General features: G+C 58.9%; 18 protein-coding genes. 12 read left to right on the top strand and 6 right to left on the bottom strand.

Annotation, left to right across the window (positions count from 1 at the left end; all coding sequences use genetic code 11):
- The first annotated feature begins 2 nt into the window (after positions 1–2).
- The 5 genes from GSQ82_RS25200 to GSQ82_RS19890 all read left to right on the top strand — a co-directional run bounded on the left by GSQ82_RS25200 (position 3) and on the right by GSQ82_RS19890 (position 4,593).
- Positions 3–146 carry a hypothetical protein gene (locus GSQ82_RS25200; protein WP_254061824.1) on the top strand — a complete coding sequence of 48 codons (144 nt, stop codon included), beginning with the start codon at positions 3–5 and terminating at the stop codon, positions 144–146.
- Positions 147–518: 372 nt separating this feature from the next.
- Positions 519–1,088 (top strand): sigma-70 family RNA polymerase sigma factor, encoded by a 570-nt coding sequence (locus GSQ82_RS19905; RefSeq protein ID WP_158794027.1) that lies wholly within the window; start codon positions 519–521, stop codon positions 1,086–1,088.
- Between the two features lie 63 nt (positions 1,089–1,151).
- Positions 1,152–2,564: an NAD(P)/FAD-dependent oxidoreductase gene (locus GSQ82_RS19900; protein ID WP_216847133.1), complete on the top strand. Its 1,413-nt coding sequence runs from the start codon at positions 1,152–1,154 to the stop codon at positions 2,562–2,564.
- Positions 2,565–2,755: 191 nt separating this feature from the next.
- Positions 2,756–3,217 carry a DUF4126 family protein gene (locus GSQ82_RS19895; protein WP_158794026.1) on the top strand — a complete coding sequence of 154 codons (462 nt, stop codon included), beginning with the start codon at positions 2,756–2,758 and terminating at the stop codon, positions 3,215–3,217.
- Positions 3,214–4,593, top strand: coding sequence for an FAD-containing oxidoreductase (locus GSQ82_RS19890; protein WP_158794025.1), 1,380 nt, complete (start codon positions 3,214–3,216; stop codon positions 4,591–4,593). The genes GSQ82_RS19895 and GSQ82_RS19890 overlap by 4 nt, the downstream gene beginning before the upstream one ends.
- Before the next feature lie 41 nt (positions 4,594–4,634).
- Here GSQ82_RS19890 and GSQ82_RS19885 read toward each other — a convergent pair whose 3' ends face one another.
- From GSQ82_RS19885 to GSQ82_RS19870, 4 genes are all read right to left on the bottom strand, one after another.
- A complete protein-coding gene (locus GSQ82_RS19885; protein WP_158794024.1) occupies positions 4,635–6,452 on the bottom strand; it encodes an acyl-CoA dehydrogenase family protein in 1,818 nt (605 codons plus the stop codon).
- A gap of 56 nt (positions 6,453–6,508) precedes the next feature.
- Complete coding sequence (locus GSQ82_RS19880) at positions 6,509–7,687, bottom strand: acetyl-CoA C-acyltransferase (protein WP_158794023.1); 1,179 nt, start codon at positions 7,685–7,687, stop codon at positions 6,509–6,511.
- An 88-nt stretch (positions 7,688–7,775) separates the two neighbouring features.
- Positions 7,776–10,265 (bottom strand): 3-hydroxyacyl-CoA dehydrogenase NAD-binding domain-containing protein, encoded by a 2,490-nt coding sequence (locus GSQ82_RS19875; RefSeq protein WP_158794022.1) that lies wholly within the window; start codon positions 10,263–10,265, stop codon positions 7,776–7,778.
- 239 nt (positions 10,266–10,504) lie between these two features.
- A complete protein-coding gene (locus GSQ82_RS19870) occupies positions 10,505–11,677 on the bottom strand; it encodes an ROK family transcriptional regulator (protein ID WP_158794021.1) in 1,173 nt (390 codons plus the stop codon).
- 270 nt (positions 11,678–11,947) lie between these two features.
- Between GSQ82_RS19870 and GSQ82_RS19865 the strand changes: the two genes are divergently transcribed.
- The 4 genes from GSQ82_RS19865 to GSQ82_RS19850 all read left to right on the top strand — a co-directional run bounded on the left by GSQ82_RS19865 (position 11,948) and on the right by GSQ82_RS19850 (position 16,871).
- Positions 11,948–12,589, top strand: coding sequence for a hypothetical protein (locus tag GSQ82_RS19865; RefSeq protein WP_158794020.1), 642 nt, complete (start codon positions 11,948–11,950; stop codon positions 12,587–12,589).
- 59 nt (positions 12,590–12,648) lie between these two features.
- A complete protein-coding gene (locus GSQ82_RS19860; protein ID WP_254061795.1) occupies positions 12,649–14,217 on the top strand; it encodes a pitrilysin family protein in 1,569 nt (522 codons plus the stop codon).
- Positions 14,214–15,731 (top strand): pitrilysin family protein, encoded by a 1,518-nt coding sequence (locus GSQ82_RS19855; RefSeq protein WP_158794019.1) that lies wholly within the window; start codon positions 14,214–14,216, stop codon positions 15,729–15,731. Before GSQ82_RS19860 ends, GSQ82_RS19855 begins: the two co-directional genes overlap by 4 nt.
- A 222-nt stretch (positions 15,732–15,953) precedes the next feature.
- Positions 15,954–16,871: an NAD(P)-dependent oxidoreductase gene (locus tag GSQ82_RS19850; RefSeq protein WP_158794018.1), complete on the top strand. Its 918-nt coding sequence runs from the start codon at positions 15,954–15,956 to the stop codon at positions 16,869–16,871.
- A gap of 60 nt (positions 16,872–16,931) precedes the next feature.
- Here the strand turns inward: GSQ82_RS19850 and GSQ82_RS19845 are convergent, their stop codons facing one another.
- Positions 16,932–17,720, bottom strand: coding sequence for a zinc-binding dehydrogenase (locus tag GSQ82_RS19845; protein WP_216847132.1), 789 nt, complete (start codon positions 17,718–17,720; stop codon positions 16,932–16,934).
- Positions 17,717–17,890: a hypothetical protein gene (locus GSQ82_RS24775; protein ID WP_216847131.1), complete on the bottom strand. Its 174-nt coding sequence runs from the start codon at positions 17,888–17,890 to the stop codon at positions 17,717–17,719. The genes GSQ82_RS19845 and GSQ82_RS24775 overlap by 4 nt, the downstream gene beginning before the upstream one ends.
- A 74-nt stretch (positions 17,891–17,964) precedes the next feature.
- Here GSQ82_RS24775 and GSQ82_RS19840 point away from each other — a divergent pair, with 74 nt between their 5' ends.
- From GSQ82_RS19840 to GSQ82_RS19830, 3 genes are all read left to right on the top strand, one after another.
- Entirely contained in the window at positions 17,965–18,651 is a 687-nt protein-coding gene (locus GSQ82_RS19840) for a TetR/AcrR family transcriptional regulator C-terminal domain-containing protein (protein WP_158794017.1), read from the top strand.
- Positions 18,652–18,715: 64 nt separating this feature from the next.
- Complete coding sequence (glmU, locus tag GSQ82_RS19835; protein ID WP_158794016.1) at positions 18,716–20,170, top strand: bifunctional UDP-N-acetylglucosamine diphosphorylase/glucosamine-1-phosphate N-acetyltransferase GlmU; 1,455 nt, start codon at positions 18,716–18,718, stop codon at positions 20,168–20,170.
- Between the two features lie 57 nt (positions 20,171–20,227).
- Positions 20,228–21,193, top strand: a complete 966-nt coding sequence (locus GSQ82_RS19830; protein ID WP_158794015.1) for a carboxypeptidase-like regulatory domain-containing protein — start codon at positions 20,228–20,230, stop codon at positions 21,191–21,193.
- The last annotated feature ends 68 nt before the right edge of the window (positions 21,194–21,261 follow it).

Here is a 21,261-nt window from a genome sequence, read left to right as displayed (position 1 = left end):
CGTTGCCGAAGTTCTGGAGCTCCGGCGCAGGCGCGATCGAGGAAGGCGCGGCGGTCCTCTGGTCGGCGATCAAGAGCTGCGCCAAACAGTTGCTCGACGGATTGTTCCTGGCTGGCCATGATCCCATCCGAAGCAGTAAGAAGTAACATATTGGTGCTTATCTTCTGTGCGTCCGCGTATACGTGGCAGATAAGCGCGCCGGGGCCGAAGGACGAAGAGAGAATTAGCGCGGACCATGCCTGCACAGGAAAGAGATATAGGTATTCTCTCGTCTCGGCGCCAATAATTACACAATGAACAACTAATTTCCAGTAGTAAGTAAGTTCCGCCGACCGTGACTTACTCTTCCTTCCACCCATTAAAGCGCAGGTCATGATCATAAAGTGCCACATGAATCGTCTTACTTTGCAGCTGGGGAGTAGGACCGCAAGTATCTCACCCGAAAAGCACATCCTTCATGTGGCAATTTTTTGCATAGCAATACAGGTTCGATTTGGTGTAGCGTTGAGCCAATTTCCATGACCATCAACGGCGGCGAGGTGACGCAGCTTCTGAAGGCGATCAATGGTGGAGATATCTCCGCCGCGGATCGCCTGCTTCCGATGGTGTACGCCGAACTGCATCGACTCGCAGCCTCCTATATGAGGAGGGAGCGACAGGACCACACCCTACAGCCTACTGCCTTGATCAACGAAGCCTACATGCGTCTGGCTGGAGCGGATCTGGATTGGCAGAACCGGGAGCACTTTATCGGAATGGCTGCGAACGTGATGCGGAGAGTGCTCGTGGACTATGCGAGAGCCCATAAAGCCCAGATCAGAGGAGGCGACCTGAAGCGCGTCGAGCTGGAAGATGGGCTGGCGATCTCGGTGGAGCGCACCGACGAGATGCTTGCACTCGATGAAGCGCTCAATAAGCTGACTCTGGTAAGCCCACGCCAAGCCAAGGTGGTAGAACTGCGATACTTCGGTGGCTTGTCGACGGAACAGATCGCCGTCATCCTGGCGATCGCCCCGCGATCAGTGAAGCGCGACTGGGCACTGGCGAGAATCTGGCTCTTCAAGGAGCTACAGGGAGATCTCAAATAGCGTGCACTCTGCTGCTATACGCACGGGTGCGCGGAGATCCTTGCGCCACGGTATCCTTCTGCTGTGCGATCCGCATCGATCATCGGTTCTGGACCGAACGGCCTTGCGGCTGCCATCATGCTTGCTTCGAACGGATTTTCTACCACGGTCTTCGAGCGTAACGTCCAGATCGGCGGCGGCTGCTCTACCGCGGAGATAACTCTACCAGGCTTCCGCCACGATCTCGGATCCTCGGTCTACCCCTTGGGAGTTTCGAGTCCGTTCTTTCGTTCGCTCCCCATCGACATCCTCTGGATCGAGCCCTCCGCACCCTGCGCTCATCCGCTCGACGACGGCACCGCCGTGCTCCTCGAACACTCGATCGAAGACACCGTCGCCAATCTCGATAACTTCGACCGCCGCAAATATCGTTCGCTGATCGAGCCCATCGCAGACCGCTTCCACGAGTTGGTCACCGACATCCTTGGGCCAATCCAGCACCTCCCTCACCATCCGCTTCTGCTTGCGCGCTTCGGACTGTCGGCGCTTCTTCCTGCCGCGTCTCTTGCCCGCTCGCGCTTCGTTGGCGTTCGAGCACAGGCGCTCTTCGCGGGGATGGCGGCGCACTCGGTCCAGCCGCTCGAATCTCCCACTTCCGCTGCTGTGGCTCTGGTCCTGATGGCTGCCGGCCACGCAGGGGGCTGGCCGATCTTACGCGGTGGCGCCCAGACTCTCACCGACGCATTGGCCGCACACCTCGAATCTCTCGGAGGCCGCATCGAGACTGGCCACGAAGTAACGACTCTTCCCACGCGACAAGGTGACGAAGACCTGATTCTCGCGGACATCACACCGCGCCAGTTACTTCGCATCGCGGGTAGTGAGTTGCCGAAGAGCTACAGTACCCAACTAGAACGTTTCCGCTACAGCGCAGGCGCCTTCAAAGTCGACTACGCGCTCAGCTGTCCGATCCCGTGGACCGCAAACGAGTGCGCACGTGCTGCCACAGTTCACCTCGGAGGAACGCTCGATGAGATCGCCGCATCCGAGCGCAGTTTCAACTCCGACAGCCCCTTCGTCCTTCTCGGACAGCCGTCGCTGTTCGATCCAACGCGAGCGCCGACTGATAAACACACAGCGTGGGCCTACTGCCATGTGCCTAACGGAAGCACGCTGGACCATCTTGAAGCGATCGAGCGGCAGATCACGCGCTTCGCACCGGAGTTCCGCGACTGCGTTCTCGCCCGTTCCGTCTCCGGCCCAGCGGCGCTGGAACGATGGAATCCCAATCTCGTCGGAGGCGATCTCTCGGCTGGCGCCATGAATCCACGCCAGCTCCTCTTTCGGCCAACGCCGTCACTCTATCAAACGCCTCTACCGGGTCTTTATCTCTGCGGAGCGTCTACGCCTCCAGGTGGCGGAGTTCACGGTATGGCCGGCTATCACGCAGCGCAAACGGCGCTACACCAGTTGGCCCGCCGAACGAAAGCGACCTGAGATGAGCCGGATTCTGACTCCAACCTAAAAGTGGGGGTCACGCAGCATCCGATGGTGCTATCTTTCAAATATATGTAGGCGTAATTTGACGATACAAAGCGCCGCATCTCAGACAACGTTTTATTCACGCGTGCTTCAAAACTCCGAATGCACACCTCAGCGTCGCGAACTTTCGTCTCATAGGAGCTTCTATGATCATTCTGATTGCATTCTTGCTTGGAGTCGTATCAGGCCTCCGAGCCTTGGCACCTATCGCTGTGGTTAGCTGGGCAGCGCGTCTGGGCCTTCTCAAGCTCGAAGGAACACCTCTCGCGTTTCTGGGCTACGCCTTCACACCCTACATCTTTACGGTGCTCGCGCTCGGAGAACTGATCAACGATAAGCTTCCCAAGACACCAAGCCGCACCATCCCGCCGCAGTTCATTACCAGAATCGTCAGCGGCGCTTTTGTAGGCGCAGCCATCGGGCTCTCGGCGAACTCACTCATCATCGGACTGCTTGCGGGCGCGATTGGCGCTGTTCTTGGCACCCTCGGCGGTTCAGCAGTCCGTGGCAAACTGGCCGCAGCCTTCGGAAAAGATCTTCCCGCTGCCCTAATTGAAGATGTAGTGGCGATCGTCCTCGCCATCGTCGCGGTGACGAGGCTCGGATGAAGAAGAGCTTCGACGCAATTGTTATAGGAGCGGGCCAGGCCGGTCCGTCGCTCGCAGGAAAACTCACGCAGGCGGGCTGGAGCGTGGCCTTTGTAGAGCGCAAACTGTTCGGCGGAACCTGCGTCAACGTCGGATGTACCCCTACCAAAGCGCTCGTCGCAAGCGCGCACGCGGCTCATCTGGCACGGCGCGGAAGCGACTTCGGCGTCTCCATCCAGGGACCAATCACGGTTGATCTCAAACATGCGAAGACCCGCAAAGATGCAATCGTGATGAAATCCCGCAACGGCATCGAGAGTTGGCTGCGCGGCATGGAACGCTGCACGGTCTTCACCGGGACCGCGAGCTTCGACTCCGCGCACGAGGTTCGCATAGGAGAAGACCTTCTGCAGGCGGAGCACATCTTCCTCAACGTCGGGGCACGTCCATCAATCCCAAAGATGCCCGGAATAGACACAGTTCCCTATCTCAACAGCACGTCCATACTGGATCTGGAAGATCTGCCTAAACACCTGATCGTCGTCGGAGGAAGCTACGTCGGACTTGAGTTTGCCCAGATGTACCGCCGCTTCGGAAGCGAAGTAACTGTTGTGGAGCGCAACAACCGGCTGGTCTCGCACGAGGACGAAGACTCTTCTAAAACTGTGCGCGAAATATTGGAGGCAGAAGGAGTCCACATACGGCTCAACGCAACCTGCATCCATCTCGAGCGCGAAGGAAACGATGTCGCGGTTGGACTCGACTGCGAAGAGGAAGAGAATAGGGTGGTCGGCTCGCATATTCTTCTTGCAATCGGACGGCAACCGAACACACAGGACCTCGGCATTGCAGCGGCCGGACTAGAGATAGATGAGAGCGGCTTCATCAAAGTCGATGATCAACTGCGCACCAGCGTTCCCGGCGTCTGGGCGCTCGGAGACTGCAATGGAAGAGGTGTGTTCACCCACACCTCGTACAACGACTTTGAAATAGTCGCTGCCAATCTGCTCGATGGAGAGTCGCGACGCGTCACCGATCGCATCCCGGTACATGCACTCTTCATCGACCCTCCGCTGGCCCATGTCGGCATGACAGAGGCGCAAGTGCGCAAAAGCGGTCGCGCCGCGTTGATCGGAACCCGCCCCATGACCAAAGTGGGACGCGCGGTCGAGAAGGGTGAATCGCAGGGCTTCATGAAAGTCCTGGTCGATGCAGAGTCGAAGCAAATCTTAGGAGCCACGATTCTCGGCACCGGCGGAGACGAGGCCATCCACTGCATTCTCACCGCGATGTATGCGAAGCAACCGGCATCCTTGCTACAACGCTCCGTACACATCCACCCCACGGTCGCCGAGCTCATACCAACGGTCTTCGGTGAGTTGAAGCTGCTAGTATAAGCCGCAAACTTTGTAACAACCAAATTATGTAACATTTTCACTTACATACTGTACTTCCCTGCTTTGATCACGTGCCGCGCCACTACACGCCGCAAGCTAATCGTATCGGCTGAATCATGCTTAGCCAGTCTGCGCAGAATCGTCAGTTGCGTTCGCAGCGCATCACCCTCCGCCACAGCCGCGATAACCTTGCGCGCAGCAAGCTCGATAGTAGACATCGCTTTATCGGCATAGATACGAGCCATCGCGACAGGAACTGCAGACGCCACAGCGGGCTGTCCATCGGCAATCTTCTCCGCACGCAGGATAGCGCTCTCCATAGCGAAGACCTCGATGATCATGTCGGCGATCGCTCCCATGACCTCTTGCTCCTCGGCGATCTGTGCCATGTACTTCTGCGTCGCGGCCCCTGCAACGAACAGTGTCAGCTTCTTCGCGTTAGCCAGTAGGTTGAGCTCATCCGCCAATGCACCCTCACGCTCAATTTTCTCGCTCGGCCCCGATATCACCTCTTCCATCAGCTTCTTGATCGCCGGCATCAGCGCAAGCTTGCCGCTCATCGCCGACTTCATCAGCCAGCCTGTGATGATAAGCCGATTGATCTCATTAGTGCCCTCGAAGATCCTGTTAATACGAGCATCGCGATAAGCGCGCTCTGCCGGATACTCTTCAACATAGCCATAGCCCGCGAAGATCTGCAGCACCTCGTCCACCACCATGTCGAGCATCTCGCTCGCCCATACTTTGACGATGGAACACTCGACAGCATAGTTCTCAATCCTCTTCTGAATCTCCTTCGTATCGTTCTTGTCGACACCGGCCAGCGCCTTATCGATCAAGCCCACAGTGCGATAGCAAACCGATTCCCCAACAAAGATGCCGGTCGCACAGTTCGCGATCTTCTCCTGGATCAGCCCAAACTCCGAGATCGACTTGCCGAACGCCTTGCGATCGATGGCATAGCGAATCCCATTGTTGAGTGCCATACGACCGCCACCAATCGCAGCATTCCCAAGCTTGTAACGTCCGACGTTCAGGATATTGAACGCAATGTGATGCCCCTTGCCAACTTCGCCGAGAAGGTTCTCAACCGGGATTACGCAATCCGTCAGAATCAGCGGACAGGTCGAGCTTCCGCGAATACCAAGCTTGTGCTCCTCTTTGCCGTTCGTGAAACCGGGCGTTCCACGCTCGATCAGAAATGCCGTCAGCTTCTCTTTACCCGCATCCGGCCCATCCGGAATAGCGCACTTCGCGAAGACAGTAAAAAGATCCGCAAACCCCGCGTTCGAGATCCACATCTTTTCGCCGTTTAACGTATAGGTCTTTCCATCGGTGGACAACACCGCCCGCGTCCGCGCATTCACAGCATCCGAGCCGCTCGTAGACTCCGACAATGCATACGCCGACACGATCTCACCTGATGCAATCTTCGGCAGATACTTCCTCTTCTGCGCATCGGTGCCATACCAAACCAACGGAAGCGTCCCGATTCCCACATGTGCCGAAAACGCAACCGAGAAGCTCGCCTGCTTCGAGATATTCTCCGCAACCAACGCCGAGGTCACCTTATCCATCTCGAGGCCACCGTACTCCTCCGGGATGTCTATCGCCGTGAGGCCAAGATCTGCAGCTTCTTTCAGCAGTCGACGAGTCACGGAAAAGTCCTTTGCCTCGATCTGATCCGAGGCAGGCATGATCTCCTTGATGGCGAAGTTCGCTGTTATCTCTGCAATTTGCTTTTGCTCATCGGTAAAGTCTTCCGGAAAAAAACAGTCCGACGGCGTAATCTCTTCGATCAGGAAACCTCCGCCGGAGATTCTTCTCGTGTCTGTGACTGGTGTCGTCATCGTTGCCATTGGTCTACCTCAACATTCTCGAAGCTAAATTCATAACGTGTAGCTGCTCCACCGTATTACAGAGCCTCATAGATCCCCGCAGCGCCCATGCCACCACCAACGCACATCGTCACAATGCCGTACTTAGCATTCCGTCGAGGCATCTCACGCAGAAGAGTCGCCGTCAGCTTAGCGCCGGTGCACCCAAGCGGATGCCCCAAAGCGATAGCTCCACCATTCACATTTACCTTCGCCCCGTCGATGCCAAGCACCTTCAACACCGCAAGCGACTGCGCTGCAAACGCCTCGTTCAGCTCAAACAAATCGATATCCTCCAACGACAGGCCAGCCATCTTGAGCACCTTCGGGATAGCATGAATCGGTCCGATGCCCATCTCTTCTGGATCGCAGCCAGCGTAAGCAAACGCAACGAACTTCGCCATCGGCTTGATACCAAGTTGTGCAGCCCTCTCTGCCGACATCACCACAGCCGCAGCCGCTCCATCCGAGGTCTGACTCGAATTTCCCGCCGTCACCGTTCCCTTCGCATGAAAGACAGGCTTAAGTTTCGCCAAAGCCTCTAATGAGGTATCTGCGCGGGGTCCTTCATCCTGTTTAAACGTCGTATCGACCGACTTCGTCTTACCTTTTCCATTCGGTGTAGAGCTTGTAACGGTAATCGGAACAATCTCATCTTCAAACTTGTTTGAGGCAATCGCGGCGAGCGCCTTCTGATGGCTCTCATACGAAAACTGATCCATCTGTTCCCGCGTAATGCCGTAGTGGCTCGCAACTCGTTCTGCAGTCAACCCCATGGACATGTACGATCCCGGATAGTTATCCACCAGCCACGGATTGACTGAGATCTTGTTACCGCCAAAGGGAACATAGGACATGCTTTCGGTCCCGCCTGCAACGATGACATCCGCCCCGCCGCTCCGAATACGATCCGCAGCCAGTGCAATCGACTGCAGACCCGATGCGCAGTAGCGATTGATAGTCATCCCGGCAGTCGTGATCGGAAGACCCGCGCGAAAGCTCGCAACCCGCGCGACGTTCATTCCTTGCTCAGCTTCGGGCATGGCGCAGCCAAGGATCACATCCTCAATCTCAGACTTATCAAGCTGCGGAACACGATCCAGCGCACCGTTGATCGCAAAGGCAGCAAGATCGTCCGGCCGGGTTGTCCGAAGTGTGCCGCGTGGCGCCTTTCCTACGGCAGTACGTACAGCAGATGCGATGATGACTTCTCTCATAACTAACTCCTCAAATCTAACTCCAGGCTCTTCGCCCGAAGACGTAACGGTTAGACACATGCAGTAAGACCAGACGAAATGCCAGTCACTAATTCCTCAACGGCTTCCCTGTCTTTAACGTGAAGGCGATTCGTTCCTGCGTCTTCTTCTCTCCGCATAGGCTCAAGAACGCCTCACGTTCGAGATCAAGCAGATACTGTTCCGTAACCGCCGTACCCGGTGTCACCTTCCCCCCGCAGAGCGCATACGCCACCCAGTTCGCAATCTTGGCGTCGTGCTCGGAGATGTACTGCCCCTCGCGCATCGTCCACACAGCCAGCTTCAACGTCGCCAGCGCATTCTCTCCCGGAGCAGCAATATCCATGCGCGGTACAGGCGCGCTATATCCAGCATCCGCGATGGCTCGCGCCTTCAACTTCGCATCGATCAAAAGACGTTCACGGTTCATCGTGACGGTGTCCGACGCTCTAAAAAATCCCATCGAACGAGCCTCCGCAGCAGAGGTCGAAACCTTCGCCATCGCAATCGTCTCGAAGTTCTTCTTCAACGCCTCAAAGATCTCCACTCCCTCGCCGCGCGCGTCCGGACGAATACTCGATCCCGCCTCAACGCTCCGAATGGTCATCTCCTTGCAACCGCCCCCGCCCGGAATCAGTCCAACGCCAGCCTCCACCAATCCCATATACAACTCTGCATGAGGCTGCCGCGCAGCAGCATGAAGCGAGATCTCGACACCTCCGCCAAGACACATGCCATACGGCGCAACCACCACCGGACGCGGACAAAACTTGATCGCCTGCGTCATATTCTGGAACGCGCGAACAGCCATCTCCACCTCGTCCCACTCCTCCTCCTGGATACCGAGCAGAAGCTGCATCAAATTTGCGCCGACCGAGAAGTTCGCAGAGTCGCCAGTGATGACAAACGCCTCAAAGTTACCGACCGTATCGCTCGAAGGCTTCAGCGTCTGCGTAATCAATCGGACGATATCGTCTCCCAGCGCATTCATCTTGGAGTGAAGCTCAATCGCCGCCACGCCGTCGCCTAAATCGACCACCGAAGCACCAGGATTTTTCTTCACCACACCCTTCGCCTTCTTGATGACCGCAAGCGATGTCACTCCCTCCGCCGTAACCACCGACTTGTACGTGCTCGTCACCGGATCGAAGAAGAGGCGCCCCGACGGCACCGAAGCATCATCCTTATACCAGCTAGGATTGGCCTCGCCATGCGCATCCGCATAAGCCAGAAGCTTCTCCACATTTGCCGAGACTGAACCCCCACCCGCACGAACCTTCTCCGTCGTCGCACGAACGCCCGCAGCATCGAACATCTCGAACGGCCCAAGCTCCCAGTTGAAACCGGTCTTCATCGCCTGATCGATCTCAACAATATTGTCCGCAATCTCGGGCAAGCGATTCGCACTGTAGGTAAAGAGCTCCGTCAGCAGAGGCCAGTAGAACCCCGCAGCCTTATCCTTACTGGCATCGGCATGGAGAAGCTGAGGAATGCGTACCGCCGTCGACTCCACATTCTTCGCCATCTCAATCGCCGGGAATTTAGGACGCATGCTCTGCTTGTAATCCAGCGTCTGCCAGTCTAGAACGTGGCGCAGATCGCGACCCTCCGCGTCCTTGCCCTCCTTCTTGTAGAACCCCTGGCCCGTCTTGTCGCCCAGCCACTTCTTCTCCAGCATCTTGCCGATGAACGGAGCCAGCGTCACCTCCGCCCGCTCGTCGTTGATCTTCGCCGCCTGCGCTGCAAAGTTCATCGCCACATGCGCGAGCACATCGACCCCCACCATATCTCCCAGCCGAAACGTCCCCGTCTTCGGCCAGCCCAGCGGAGAGCCCGTCAGCGTATCCACCTCTTCAATCGTCAGCCCCTGCTCCTGCATCAGCCGGATCGCATTCCCCATCGAAAACGTGCCGATGCGGTTCGCAATAAAATTCGGCGTGTCATGCGCATGCACAATCGCCTTACCCAGACGCACATCGCAGAAGTGCTCCACCGCAGCCATATCGGCCACATCGGAGTCCGGCGTAGCAATCACCTCCAGCAGCCGCATGTACCGTGGCGGATTGAAGAAGTGTGTGCCAAACCAGCGACGTCGCAGCTCCATCGGCATGCCTTCCACGATCCTGTGAATCGGAAGACCGCTGGTGTTGCTCGTAATAATCGAGTCCGGACGGCGATGCTGCTGCACCTTCTCCAGCAGCGCACGCTTGATATCAAGGTTCTCCGCGACCACTTCGATGATCCAGTCGCAATCAGCGATCAGCGCAAGATCATCGTCGAAGTTGCCGATCGTAATCAGTCGCGCACTCTCTGGCGTATAAAACGCCGCAGGCTTCGACTTCTTCAATCCATCCATTGCGGACAGCAAAAATTTGTTGCGCTCCTGCTTCGGCGCATCGGCGCTTGTACCCGGCGGAACAATGTCCAAAAGTACCACCGGCAGCCCGGCATTTGCGATGTGTGCGGCGATCCGCGAGCCCATGGTTCCCGCTCCAAGAACGGCGACCTTATTGATCTGTCTCTTGTGAATCGACGTGGAAACGGTGGTGATGGGCGGCATGATGCAGGCTCCGGCGGGCAATATACCCGAACGAAGCGAAGCATACTGAATGACCATTCATTTGGTCAAGTCAACTCTCCGTCAATTCTCCAAGCAATTGATTTAATAGACGATCACCTTCACATCCATACCTGAACACGAAGCCCCGGACACAGCACCGCTCGAGGTCACTCGCCTCACTTAGAAAAGCGAACGCCACCGACCAAAGTAGCTTTAGTTGGAATCCAGACCGTACTCTCTCAGACCAGGCTGCCGTTCATCACCAGCGCCACTGCGCTCCGCAGCCGCGCCGTATTGCCTTCAAACGACGGCCTCAGCCTCGGCTCCTTCGAGAGCGCATTCTGCCTCAGCTCCCCCTCAACCACAGGCCCGAACATGTACCACGCCGTCGTAATATCGCCGACGATCACAATCTCGCTAGGCGCCAGTGCCGACGCAATCATCCGCAGTCCACGCCCCAGAAACGACGACATCTTATCCACCGCCTTCACCGCACTCGCATCGTCCGCCTGCGCCATCTTCACCAGCGCCGCAAAGCTCGACGGAGCCGCCCCCCCGCTGATCTCCTCGTAGTAGCGAAGCCCCGCCCGGTTCGACCCCACCGTCTCCCAGCAGCCTCGGCTGCCGCATCCACACAGCGGCCCTCCGGTATCCATCTGCACATGTCCAAACTCCCCCGCCATACCATTCGAGCCACGCAGCAGCTGTCCATTCGCGAAGATCCCCGTCCCAATCCCCTCAGAAACGTTCACCACCACCAGATCGTGCAGCCCATCGCTGTCGCCAAACCACACCTCGGACAACGCGCACGCATTCGCCACATTGTCCATCTCCACCCGCAGTCCCGTGGCCTTCTGAATCCGCGACTTGATACTCGCCGCCGGCCAGTTCAGATTCGGAGCGAAGATCAACTTCTCCAGCCTCGGATCCGCACGACCCGGAAGACTGATCCCAATACCATCGAACGACTTATCACTATGCGCCGCGATCATCTTATTAATCGCCGCGACGATCGCCTGAATCGCCTTATTCTCATCCACCGGCAGCTGCACCACGTTTTGCGCAACGATCTTGCCGCCAAGATCCGTTACCGCCACCGTAGTCTGTGACGGATGAATATCCAACGCAATCACAGCCCGCTGGTGGTTCAGTTCAAGAAACGTCGGCCTCCGTCCACGCGGCAGCCTCCCCGTCGAGCCCTCCAGAATCCACCTGTCCTTGATCAGGTCCTCAACAATCAGCGAGACCGTGCTCCGCTGCAGCCCCGACACCCTCGCAAGATCGGCACGCGAGAGCGGCTGCCGCGTTCGGATCAGGTTGAACACAAGATTCCGATTGATCATGCGCGGCGTCTTGTTCGAAGCACTCTGGCGCCGGGTGAATGTGAACCGTGACGAGGAACTGGTAGGCATGAATGAGCTTCCGTTAGGCTAAAAATGATGCGTCTGTGAATGAATGAAATACTTCTCTACGTGCGCTTTGTTATGGCAATCTACAGTTCGCAAGTGGACTGACGGCTACCTGGCATTTTTGATGACGAAACTTTATAACACCTGAACTCTACATTTGTAGATACTTTGAATTATCTCCCGGCCTCGACGACTACAGCCTCAAGTAGTTCACCATTACACACCACAAGCGGTATTTGAGACCGCCACCAGCCATGCTAGGCTGACGCTATCGTGGCGAACTATCTAGAGCAATCGCTCACCAAGCTAAAGCAGTTTGAAGGCTGTGTCCCGTGGATGTATCGCGACACGGCAGGCAAGATCACCGTAGGCGTCGGCCTCATGCTCCCGGACGCAAGCGCCGCCGCAGCCCTTCCCTTCCTCGTAGGCATACGCGCAGCCACACCCCAGGAGATCGCCGCCGAGTTCGCCCGCGTGGACGCACTTCCTCCCGGCCACGCCTCCGCCTTCTACAAATCCCCCGCCTCACTCGAACTCGCCCAGCAGACCATCGACGACAAACTAACCGCAGTCCTCACAAACTTCGAGGCCGACCTGCGCACCGAGTTCCCCCACTACGACCAGTTCCCCGACGCCGTCAAACTCGCCCTCCTCGACATGATCTACAACCTCGGCCCCGCCGGCCTCTTCAAAGGATTCCCCCACCTCGTCGCCGCCGTCCAAACCGGAGCCTGGACCCAGGCCGCCGCACACTGTACCCGGCGCGGACCCGGCGAGGCGCGAAACGCCTGGACGCAACAGCAGTTTCTCGACGCCGTCGTCGGAACTATTAAAGCTGAAATTGAGAACTGGTTCTCACCAATCGCCAGAGGCATACGTCATATAGTCAGCACTCTGTTCGGCCGCAGCAAATAGTGGCCACCCCCGGGTTTCGGTATAGTTGGAATCTCTGGCAGAGATTATGGAGGAAAGCTTTGGTTCGAGTAAAAAGTCGAGTGGCCGCCGTCGCACTATGCGCGATGGCGTTGAGCTGGATAGCGAACGCGCAGGATCTTGCAAGCTTTGAGAAACGCACCACCATCAAAGTCCTTCCCAACGGCCTCACCCTGATCGTCTGCGAACGGCCCGAAGCTCCCGTCTTCAGCTTCTACACCCTCGTCGACGCCGGCTCAGCCGACGATCCCCAGGGCGCCAGCGGCCTCGCCCACATGTTCGAGCACATGGCCTTCAAAGGCTCCACCGAGATCGGCACCACCGACTACGCCGCCGAAAAAGTAGCCCTCGCCAAAGTCGAGTCCACCTACGCCGCCTACGACGCCGAGTACCGCAAGCGCGTCGGCCAAAGCACAGCCAAACTCGCCGAACTCCACAAGGACTTCGAAGACGCTCAAGCCGCGGCGCAGAAGTACGTCATCCCCAACCAGTTCTCCGAGATCGCCGAAGAGAACGGAGCCGTCGGCGTCAACGCCTCCACCGAAGAAGACTCCACCCAGTACTTCTGGAGCATGCCCTCCAACCGCCTCGAACTCTGGGCCTACCTCGAGAGCCAGCGCATCGGCCAGCCCGTCGAGCGCGAGTTCTACAAGGAGCGCAACGTCGTCCAGGAAGAGCGCCGCATGCGTGTCGACTCGTCCCCCACCGGCCGCATGATCGAGCAATTCCTCGCCACCGCCTACGTCTCCCACCCCTACCGACGCCCCGGCGTAGGCTGGGAGAGCGAGATCAGCCAGGTCTCCGCCACCGAGGCCAGCGCCTTCCACGAAAAATACTACGTCCCCGCAAACATCGTCATCGCCGTCGTAGGCGACGTCAAAGCCGCCGACGCAATGCCCGTCCTCGAGCACTACTTCTCTCCTATCCCCGGCGGCCCCAGGCCTGAGCCGATGACCACCGTCGAGCCCCCACAAGTCGCCGAAAAGTCCGTCATCATCCGCGAAGCCACCCAGCCCTTCTACATCGAGGGCTACCACCGCCCCGACTACCGCGACCCCGACGACTCCGTCTACGACGCCATCACCGACATCTTCTCCAACGGCCGCACCGCCCGCCTCTATCGCTCCCTCGTCCGCGACCAGTCCATCGCCGCCGAGGCTCAGGGCTTCAGCGGATTTCCCGGCGAAAAATATCCCGGCCTCTTCGCCGTCTACGCCGTCCCCCTGCCCGGCCACACCCCCGCCGAGATGCGCACCGCCATCCATAAGGAGCTCGACCGCCTGAAGAACGAAGACATCTCCGACGCCGAGCTCGAACGCTTCAAGACCCGCGCCCGCGCCGACCTCCTGCGCGGACTCGGCGACAATGAAGGTCTAGCCCACCAGCTAGCCGAGTATCAAACCCGCTTCGGCGACTGGCGCGAACTCTTCCGCCAGCTCGACAAGATCGACTCCGTCAACAAAGCCGACGTCCGCCGCGTCGCCAACAAGATCTTCACCGACAGCAACCGCACCAGCGCCCAGATCGACTTCGTTCCGCCACAGCGAAAGGCCTCCGCCGCAAACATGACCGCCCCACAGACCAAGCAGAGCGCCGGAGGTGCGAAATGAAGACTCTCTCCTCCATCCGTTCGATCACAGGCTCCAGACTCCATCGCGCATCGCTCACAGCAGTAGCAATCGTTGCCCTGCCCATCCTCTTCACCTCTATCCAACTCCCCGCGCAGACCACCGCGCCAGCCACCACCGCCGCGCAGCCGTGGACCAAGATCCCCATCCCACCGCTCAACGCCTTCAAACCCGCGCAGCCGCGCCGCGTCGAACTTCCCAACGGCCTCATCATCTTCCTCCAGGAAGACCACGAGCTTCCCTTCATCAACGGCAGCATCCTCATCCGAGGCGGCAGCCGCGACGTCCCCGACAACAAGGTCGGCCTCGTCTCCCTCTACGGCGAAACCTGGCGCACCAGCGGCACCGCCACCATCGACGGCGACAAGCTCGACGACGTCCTCGAAGCCAAAGCCGCTTCCATCGAAACCGGCGGCGGCATCGCCTCCACCACCCTCACCTGGTCCAGCCTCAAAGGCGACTTCGACACCGTCTTCGCCTCCGCCGTCGACCTCCTCCTCCATCCCACCTTCAAAGCCGACAAGCTCACGCTGGCCAAAGAGCAGAGCTACACCAGCATCTCCCGCCGCAACGACGACGCCTCCGCCATCTCCATCCGCGAGGCCATCCAGATCGCCTACGGCCCCCACAACCCCTACGCGCGCCAGTCCGAATACGCCACCATCGCCTCCGTCACCCTCGACGATCTCAAAGCATGGCACGACCGCACCGTCGTCCCTGCCAACCTCATCGTCTCCATCTCCGGCGACTTCAACGCCGCCGACATGGAGCGCAAACTCCGCGCCGCCTTCGAGTCTCTTCCCGCCGGCAAAAAGTTTGTATCCGAAAAAGTTACATTCACCAATCCCAAACCCGGCGTCAACTTCGTCGAAAAGTCCGACGTCGATCAGTCCAACGTCCTCATCGTCGGCCTTGGCACCGAACGCAGCAACCCCGACTACTACGCCCTCTCCGTCATGAACGAGATCTTCTCCGGCGGCTTCGGCTCCCGCGTCGTTCAGAACGTCCGCACCAAACTCGGCCTCGCCTACGAGGTCGGCGGCAGCTTCAGCGCCTCCTACGACCACCCCGGCATCTTCTACGTCCAGGCCGCCACCAAGAGCGCCACCACCGTCGCCGCCACCCAGGCCCTGCTCGCCGAAATCGACCGCCTCAAAACCGAGCCTCCCACCCCCGCCGAACTCAGCAAAGCCAAAGACCAAGTCCTCAACTCCTTCATCTTCCACTACGACTCGCCCGACAAGACCCTCAACGAGCAGGTCACCCTCGCCTTCTACGGCTACCCCGCCGACACACTCGAGAAGTATAAGTCCGGCATCGAAAAAGTCACCTCCGCCGACGTCTCCCGCGTAGCCAACAAGTACATCGACACCAGCAAACTCGCCACCGTCATCGTCGGCAACGAGTCCGAGATCACACCGAAACTCGACGGCCTCGGCAAGGTCACCAACGTTGACATCACCATCCCGCCCCCTCCCGGCAAGCCCACCGAATAAAGCAAACAAAACTCAAAGCTGGGTTCTGACAACGTAAACTCTCGTATCGTTGTCAGGACTCAGCTTGCCTCTTGGCATTGACACCTGCAAACGCCGACAATAAGTCTCGACATCGTTCAGTCGATGATTCGAACATCCGTCGCGTAGATCGAAGAAGCACCGCAAGATAAAAGGAACAGCAACCCGCGTCACCTCAGCAACGCCGCAATCAGGAGCAAACCCATGAAGATCTTTGTCGCAGGAGCAAGCGGAGCGATCGGCCAGCCTCTGATCGCCGAACTAATCCGCCACGGCCACACCGTCACCGGCATGACCCAGTCCGAAGCAGGAGCCCGCAGACTTACCGACCAGGGCGCAGCCGCCCAGATCGCCGACGCATTCGACGCCTCCGCGGTAGAACAGGCCCTCCGCCGATCGGAGCCCGAGATCATCATCGACGAACTTACCGCCCTTCCAAAACACCCGGCAGATCTCCCCAAGTACGCCCCCGGCGACCGCAAACTTCGCCTAGAAGGAGGCGGCAACCTCCACCGCGCCGCCCAGGCCTGCGGAGTCCGTCGCTACATCCAGCAATCCAGCGGCTTCTTCCTCCACCCTGGCGAAGGCCTCGCAGACGAATCCGTAGGTCTCGCAACCGACGCCACCCCAGGCGTCGCCGCAAGCGCACAAACCTACGCCGACCTGGAAGCCAGAATCCTCAACTCCAACCCCATGGAAGGCGTCTCCCTTCGCTACGGCTTCTTCTACGGCCCAAACACCTGGTATCACCCGGAAGGCGGCGCCGCCGACCAGGTTCGCAAAAAGCAGTTCCCGCTCGTCGGTCAGGCCCAGGGAGTATGGTCGTTCGTCCACATCGAAGACGCCGCCATCGCCACCGTCGCCGCACTCACCGCCGAACCCGGCATCTACAACATCGTGGACGACGACCCCTCACCCGTCAGCCGCTGGCTACCCCCATTCGCCAAATGGGTAGGCGCCCCACCGCCATCAACTGTCCCCGAAGTCATGGCCCGCATGGTCGCAGGCCCGGACGCCGTGTACTACTCCACAAAACTTCGCGGAGCCTCCAACGAAAAAGCCAGGAAGACCCTCAACTTCCGCCCGCGCCCCCTGCAATGGCTCCACGAACCAGAAGCCTGATAACCAGCATCCAGAAACATGAACTAGAAAAACTCCCAACGCGTACGTCTGCCTTCGCCATCACCGAACGACGAAGACCACCCGCGCTTTACCAACGTCTGCGTTCCAAGTCTTCTCAACATCGGCAAGCGGAACAACCCTCGTCTCGATCTGCAACTTTGCAGGAACAACCGCCTGCATCACATCATTCACCGCACCAACGAGATCCCTGAACGGCACGCTACCCAAACCACTCCCCATCAACATCACCGGCACAGCCCGCAGCACAGCCGACGGCAACGTAATCTCCTGACCACTCCCACCGCCGATCACCACATACCGAAGCGGCTTAGGACTCTTGTAGTTCTTTGCAATCGTCGTAAGCAGCATCTCAGCCCTCTCCCCATACAGATAGTCGAGCACCACATCGACGCCATCTCCCCTGAACTGCTCCGCCACCGCCTCCTCCAACTCCTTCGGCTCACCCGTCAGATCAATCGTGACGTCAGCCCCAAAGCCCGCAACCTGCCGAAGCACCGCCGCATCGCGCCCCGTCGCAATCACCTTCTTCGCCCCCATAAACCGCGCCATCTGCACCGCAAGCTTGCCCGCAGTCCCTGTCGCTCCATTTACAAAGACCGTCTCCCCCGCCTTGAATCCCGCCCGCAACTTCAGAGCCGCCACCGATGACAATCCCGGATTCGCAATCGCCGCCGCCGTCACATCATCCACCTCATCCGGCAGAGGAACACACCTCTGCGCCGCGACCACCGTCTTCTCCGCCATACCGCCAAACGGAGCCTGAGACATCACAAAAAACACACGCCGCCCACTCTCGGTTGTGCCCACGCCATCCATCCCGACAATCATAGGAAACGCACCCGAAGCGCTATAGTGCGATCCCGACGCCAGCCCCGCGTCGCATGCGTGAGCGCCGAAGCACGCACGGTAATCAATTCTTGTCCCGCTTCAACGACAGGCTCTCTAAAGTCGCCATACACCGGTGTCTGATTCGCTCCACTCACCATCGCTGCCTTCATCGCCTACCTCCTGTCACTTCTTAAATAAATCTAACAATGTTAGATTTTGATTTGCAAGTTGCTATGCTGGACACATGAAAGTGGATCGCCAGAAGGTCGTCCTCGCAGCCCTCGCGCTCCTCGACGACGTTGGACTAGAGCAACTCACCCTCCGACGGCTCGCCACCGAACTGAAGATCCAGGCACCCACCCTCTACTGGCACTTCAAGAGCAAAGAAGAGCTGATCGACGAGATGGCCACCACCCTCCTCACCATCGATCCCGCCTCCCTCATGCCCACCCGAAAGTCCTCGCCCTGGCGCATCTGGGCCGCGACCTTCGGCCATGGTCTGCGAAAGATCCTCCTCTCCTATCGAGACGGCGCGCGCATGGTCGCAGGAACTCGCCTGACCAACGCCCTTTTCATAGAGATCACCGAAACCATCGGAGCCCATCTCCGCGAAGAAGGCTTCACCATCCGCGAGACCGTCGTTCTTCTCAGCACCGTCTACAGCTACACCATCAGCTTCACCACCGAAGAACAAGCCGTCTATCCAAAACCCGGAGAGCGTGAGCCAAAGTACGATCTCAAAAAACGCCAAGCCCTCTTCGACCCAAAGAAGTTCCCTATCCACAGCCAAAGCGGCCCCATCCTCTTCGACCACTTCGACCGCCGCTTCAAAGAAGGCCTCGACCTCATCCTCCGAGGCGCCGACACGCATGCCCACGACACACCCTCAGCCAAACCCACCAAGCGAAGCCGCAGCCCCGATCGAAGATGAAAACTCGCACACTCTTGCACCCTACCCTACCGATCCAAAACCACCCATGAGACGATATGGATCTATGGACTCTAACCAACTCGCCATCGCCATCATGGCCGCAGGCAAAGGCACCCGGCTCAAAAGCAAACGCCCCAAAGTCCTCCACGAGATCGGCGGACGCGCCCTCCTGCTCCACGTCATCGCCGCCGCCCGCACCGCCGTCCCCGCGGACCACATCTTCTGCATCATCGGCCACGAAGCCGACCGCGTACGCGCCGCCGTAGCCTCCACCGGCGTCCAGTTCGTCCCCCAGCCCGAGCAGCGCGGCACCGGCCACGCCATCCAGATGCTCAAAGCCTTCTTCGAGCTCTCCGGCACCACCCTCCCCGCCCACCTCATCGTCCTCTCCGGCGACGTCCCCCTCATCCGCCCCGAGACCATCGCCTCCCTTCGCGACACCCACCTCCGCGAACACGCCGCCATGACCATCCTCACCGCCGTCCCGCCCAACCCCACCGGCTACGGCCGCGTCATTCGCAAGGCCGAAGGCCAGCCCGAAGTCACCGCCATCGTCGAACAAAAATCTCTCAGCCCCGACCAGCTCAGCGCACCCGAGATCAACTCCGGCATCTACTGCTTCGACACCGCCGCCCTCTTCGCCAAACTCGACGCCCTCACCACCAACAACGCCCACTGCGAGTTCTACCTCACCGACGTCGCCGCCATGCTCGTAGCCGACGGCCGCCGCGTCGTCGCAGTCAAAGCCGACTCCGTAGACGAAGTCCTCGGAGCCAACACCATCGCCGAGATGATGCACCTCGACGCTGCCATGCGCCTCGCCACCGCCCACCGCCTCATGGCCCAGGGCGTCACCATCTTCCGCCCCGAAACCTGCGTCATCGACGCCGAAGTCTCCATCGGCCCCGACACCGTCATCGAGCCCTACGTCCAGCTCCTCGGCGCCACCACCATCGGTTCCGACTCCCGCATCCGCTCCTACTCCGTCATCCAGAACTCACACCTCGGCGACAACGTCCTCGTCCGCAACGGCTGCATCCTCGACAGCTCCACCGTCGCCGGCAACGCCATCCTCGGCCCCTACGCTCACCTGCGTCCCGAGAGCAACATCGGCGAAGGCGCGCACGTCGGCAACTTCGTCGAGACCAAAAAAGCCACCCTCGGCAAAGGTTCCAAGGCCAACCACCTCAACTATCTCGGCGACACCATCATCGGCGCAGGCGTCAACATCGGCGCCGGAGCCATCACCTGCAACTACGACGGCGTCCACAAGCACCTCACCACCATCGGCGACGGTGCCTTCATCGGCTCCGACTCCACCCTCGTCGCCCCCGTCACCATCGGTGCCGGAGCATACATCGCCGCCGGCAGCAGCATCACCGAAGACGTCCCCGAAGGCGCCCTCGCACTCGGCCGCGCACGCCAAACCACCAAACCCGGCTGGGTCGCCGCCCGAAAGTCCGCCACCCAAAACAAACCCACCTCCAACGAAACCGAACCCACCAACCAGAGCCGATAATCAAAGCTCAACCGAGGCTCTCAATCTAAATCGACCGAATCAGATCGGAGACTCGTGATGAATGGCGCGATGGATGGCCTAAGGAATGGAAAGATCAGCGGCGACCTGATAGATACCATCACACGCGAAATCGTCCCATCTTCAGAACTCGGCCTGACCCGCCATGGAGTACTCGGAGAGAGCCTCACCCAAACAGACGACAGCGGACGCTTCGCCTTCATCTCCCTGCCAACGGGTGAGTACAACCTGGGCGTCTACGACAAACGTTATGCCCCTCTCTATCGCAATCTCATCTTGGCCGAGGGACAGACGATCGAGAACCTGGAGATCGCTGTAACACCCGGCGCCTTCATCAAAGGACTGATCCTTGACGAAGAGGGACGTCCTCCACACCGCAGCCATATGACTTTAATGCGCGAAGGCACCCGAAGAGAAAGATCAGGCTTTATCAGCGACTCCGGCGACCACGACGTAGCTCAGGACGGAAACTTCTCCTCCCCGCCGCTTCATGCTGGCCGCTACTTCCTGCGTTTTGCCGGCATCCTGCAAAGACCTTCAGCCAGCGCCCCCTCTCGAGCAACTCCCCGGGAGATGCAACAACGAACCTTCGATTTTCTCTATCCCAATGCCCCGCACATAAACTGCGCTCACCCCTTCGATCTCCAGACCGCGCAAACCCTGAACAACCTCGAAGTACGCATTCCCCGCCCAATCTGGCGAATCGTTAGAGGAAGATTAACCGGCGCTCTGCCTGAAGACTTAACCACCAGCTATGTCTTTTTCACTCGGCTCGTGGGAATGTTAGACGACTTCGGCAGCGCAGGAGCTAAGGTGAATGCCGATGGCACCTTTGAAGGTCACGCGCAGCCAGGCCGCCACAGACTTGTCGTCTGCGAGATGGCCTCACGCCAACCAGACGGTCGCACGCGGAGAATCAAGCAGTTTGCATCCGTAGAGATAACCGTCGGAGATCGCGACCTCAATGACGTTGAAATCCAGGTTCCTCCGCCCATAACCATCTGAGCTGAACCTGGGCGAATCAATTCAACCTTCAACGCTCGCGTACTATTCTCAACGTTTAGTGAAGTGTT

It is taken from the genome of Granulicella sp. L60 (assembly GCF_009765825.1).
In the GTDB taxonomy this organism is placed as follows: Bacteria; Acidobacteriota; Terriglobia; order Terriglobales; family Acidobacteriaceae; genus Edaphobacter.
Note: the sequence above shows the minus strand (reverse complement) of the source record. Positions and strands in the feature narration are given on the sequence as shown.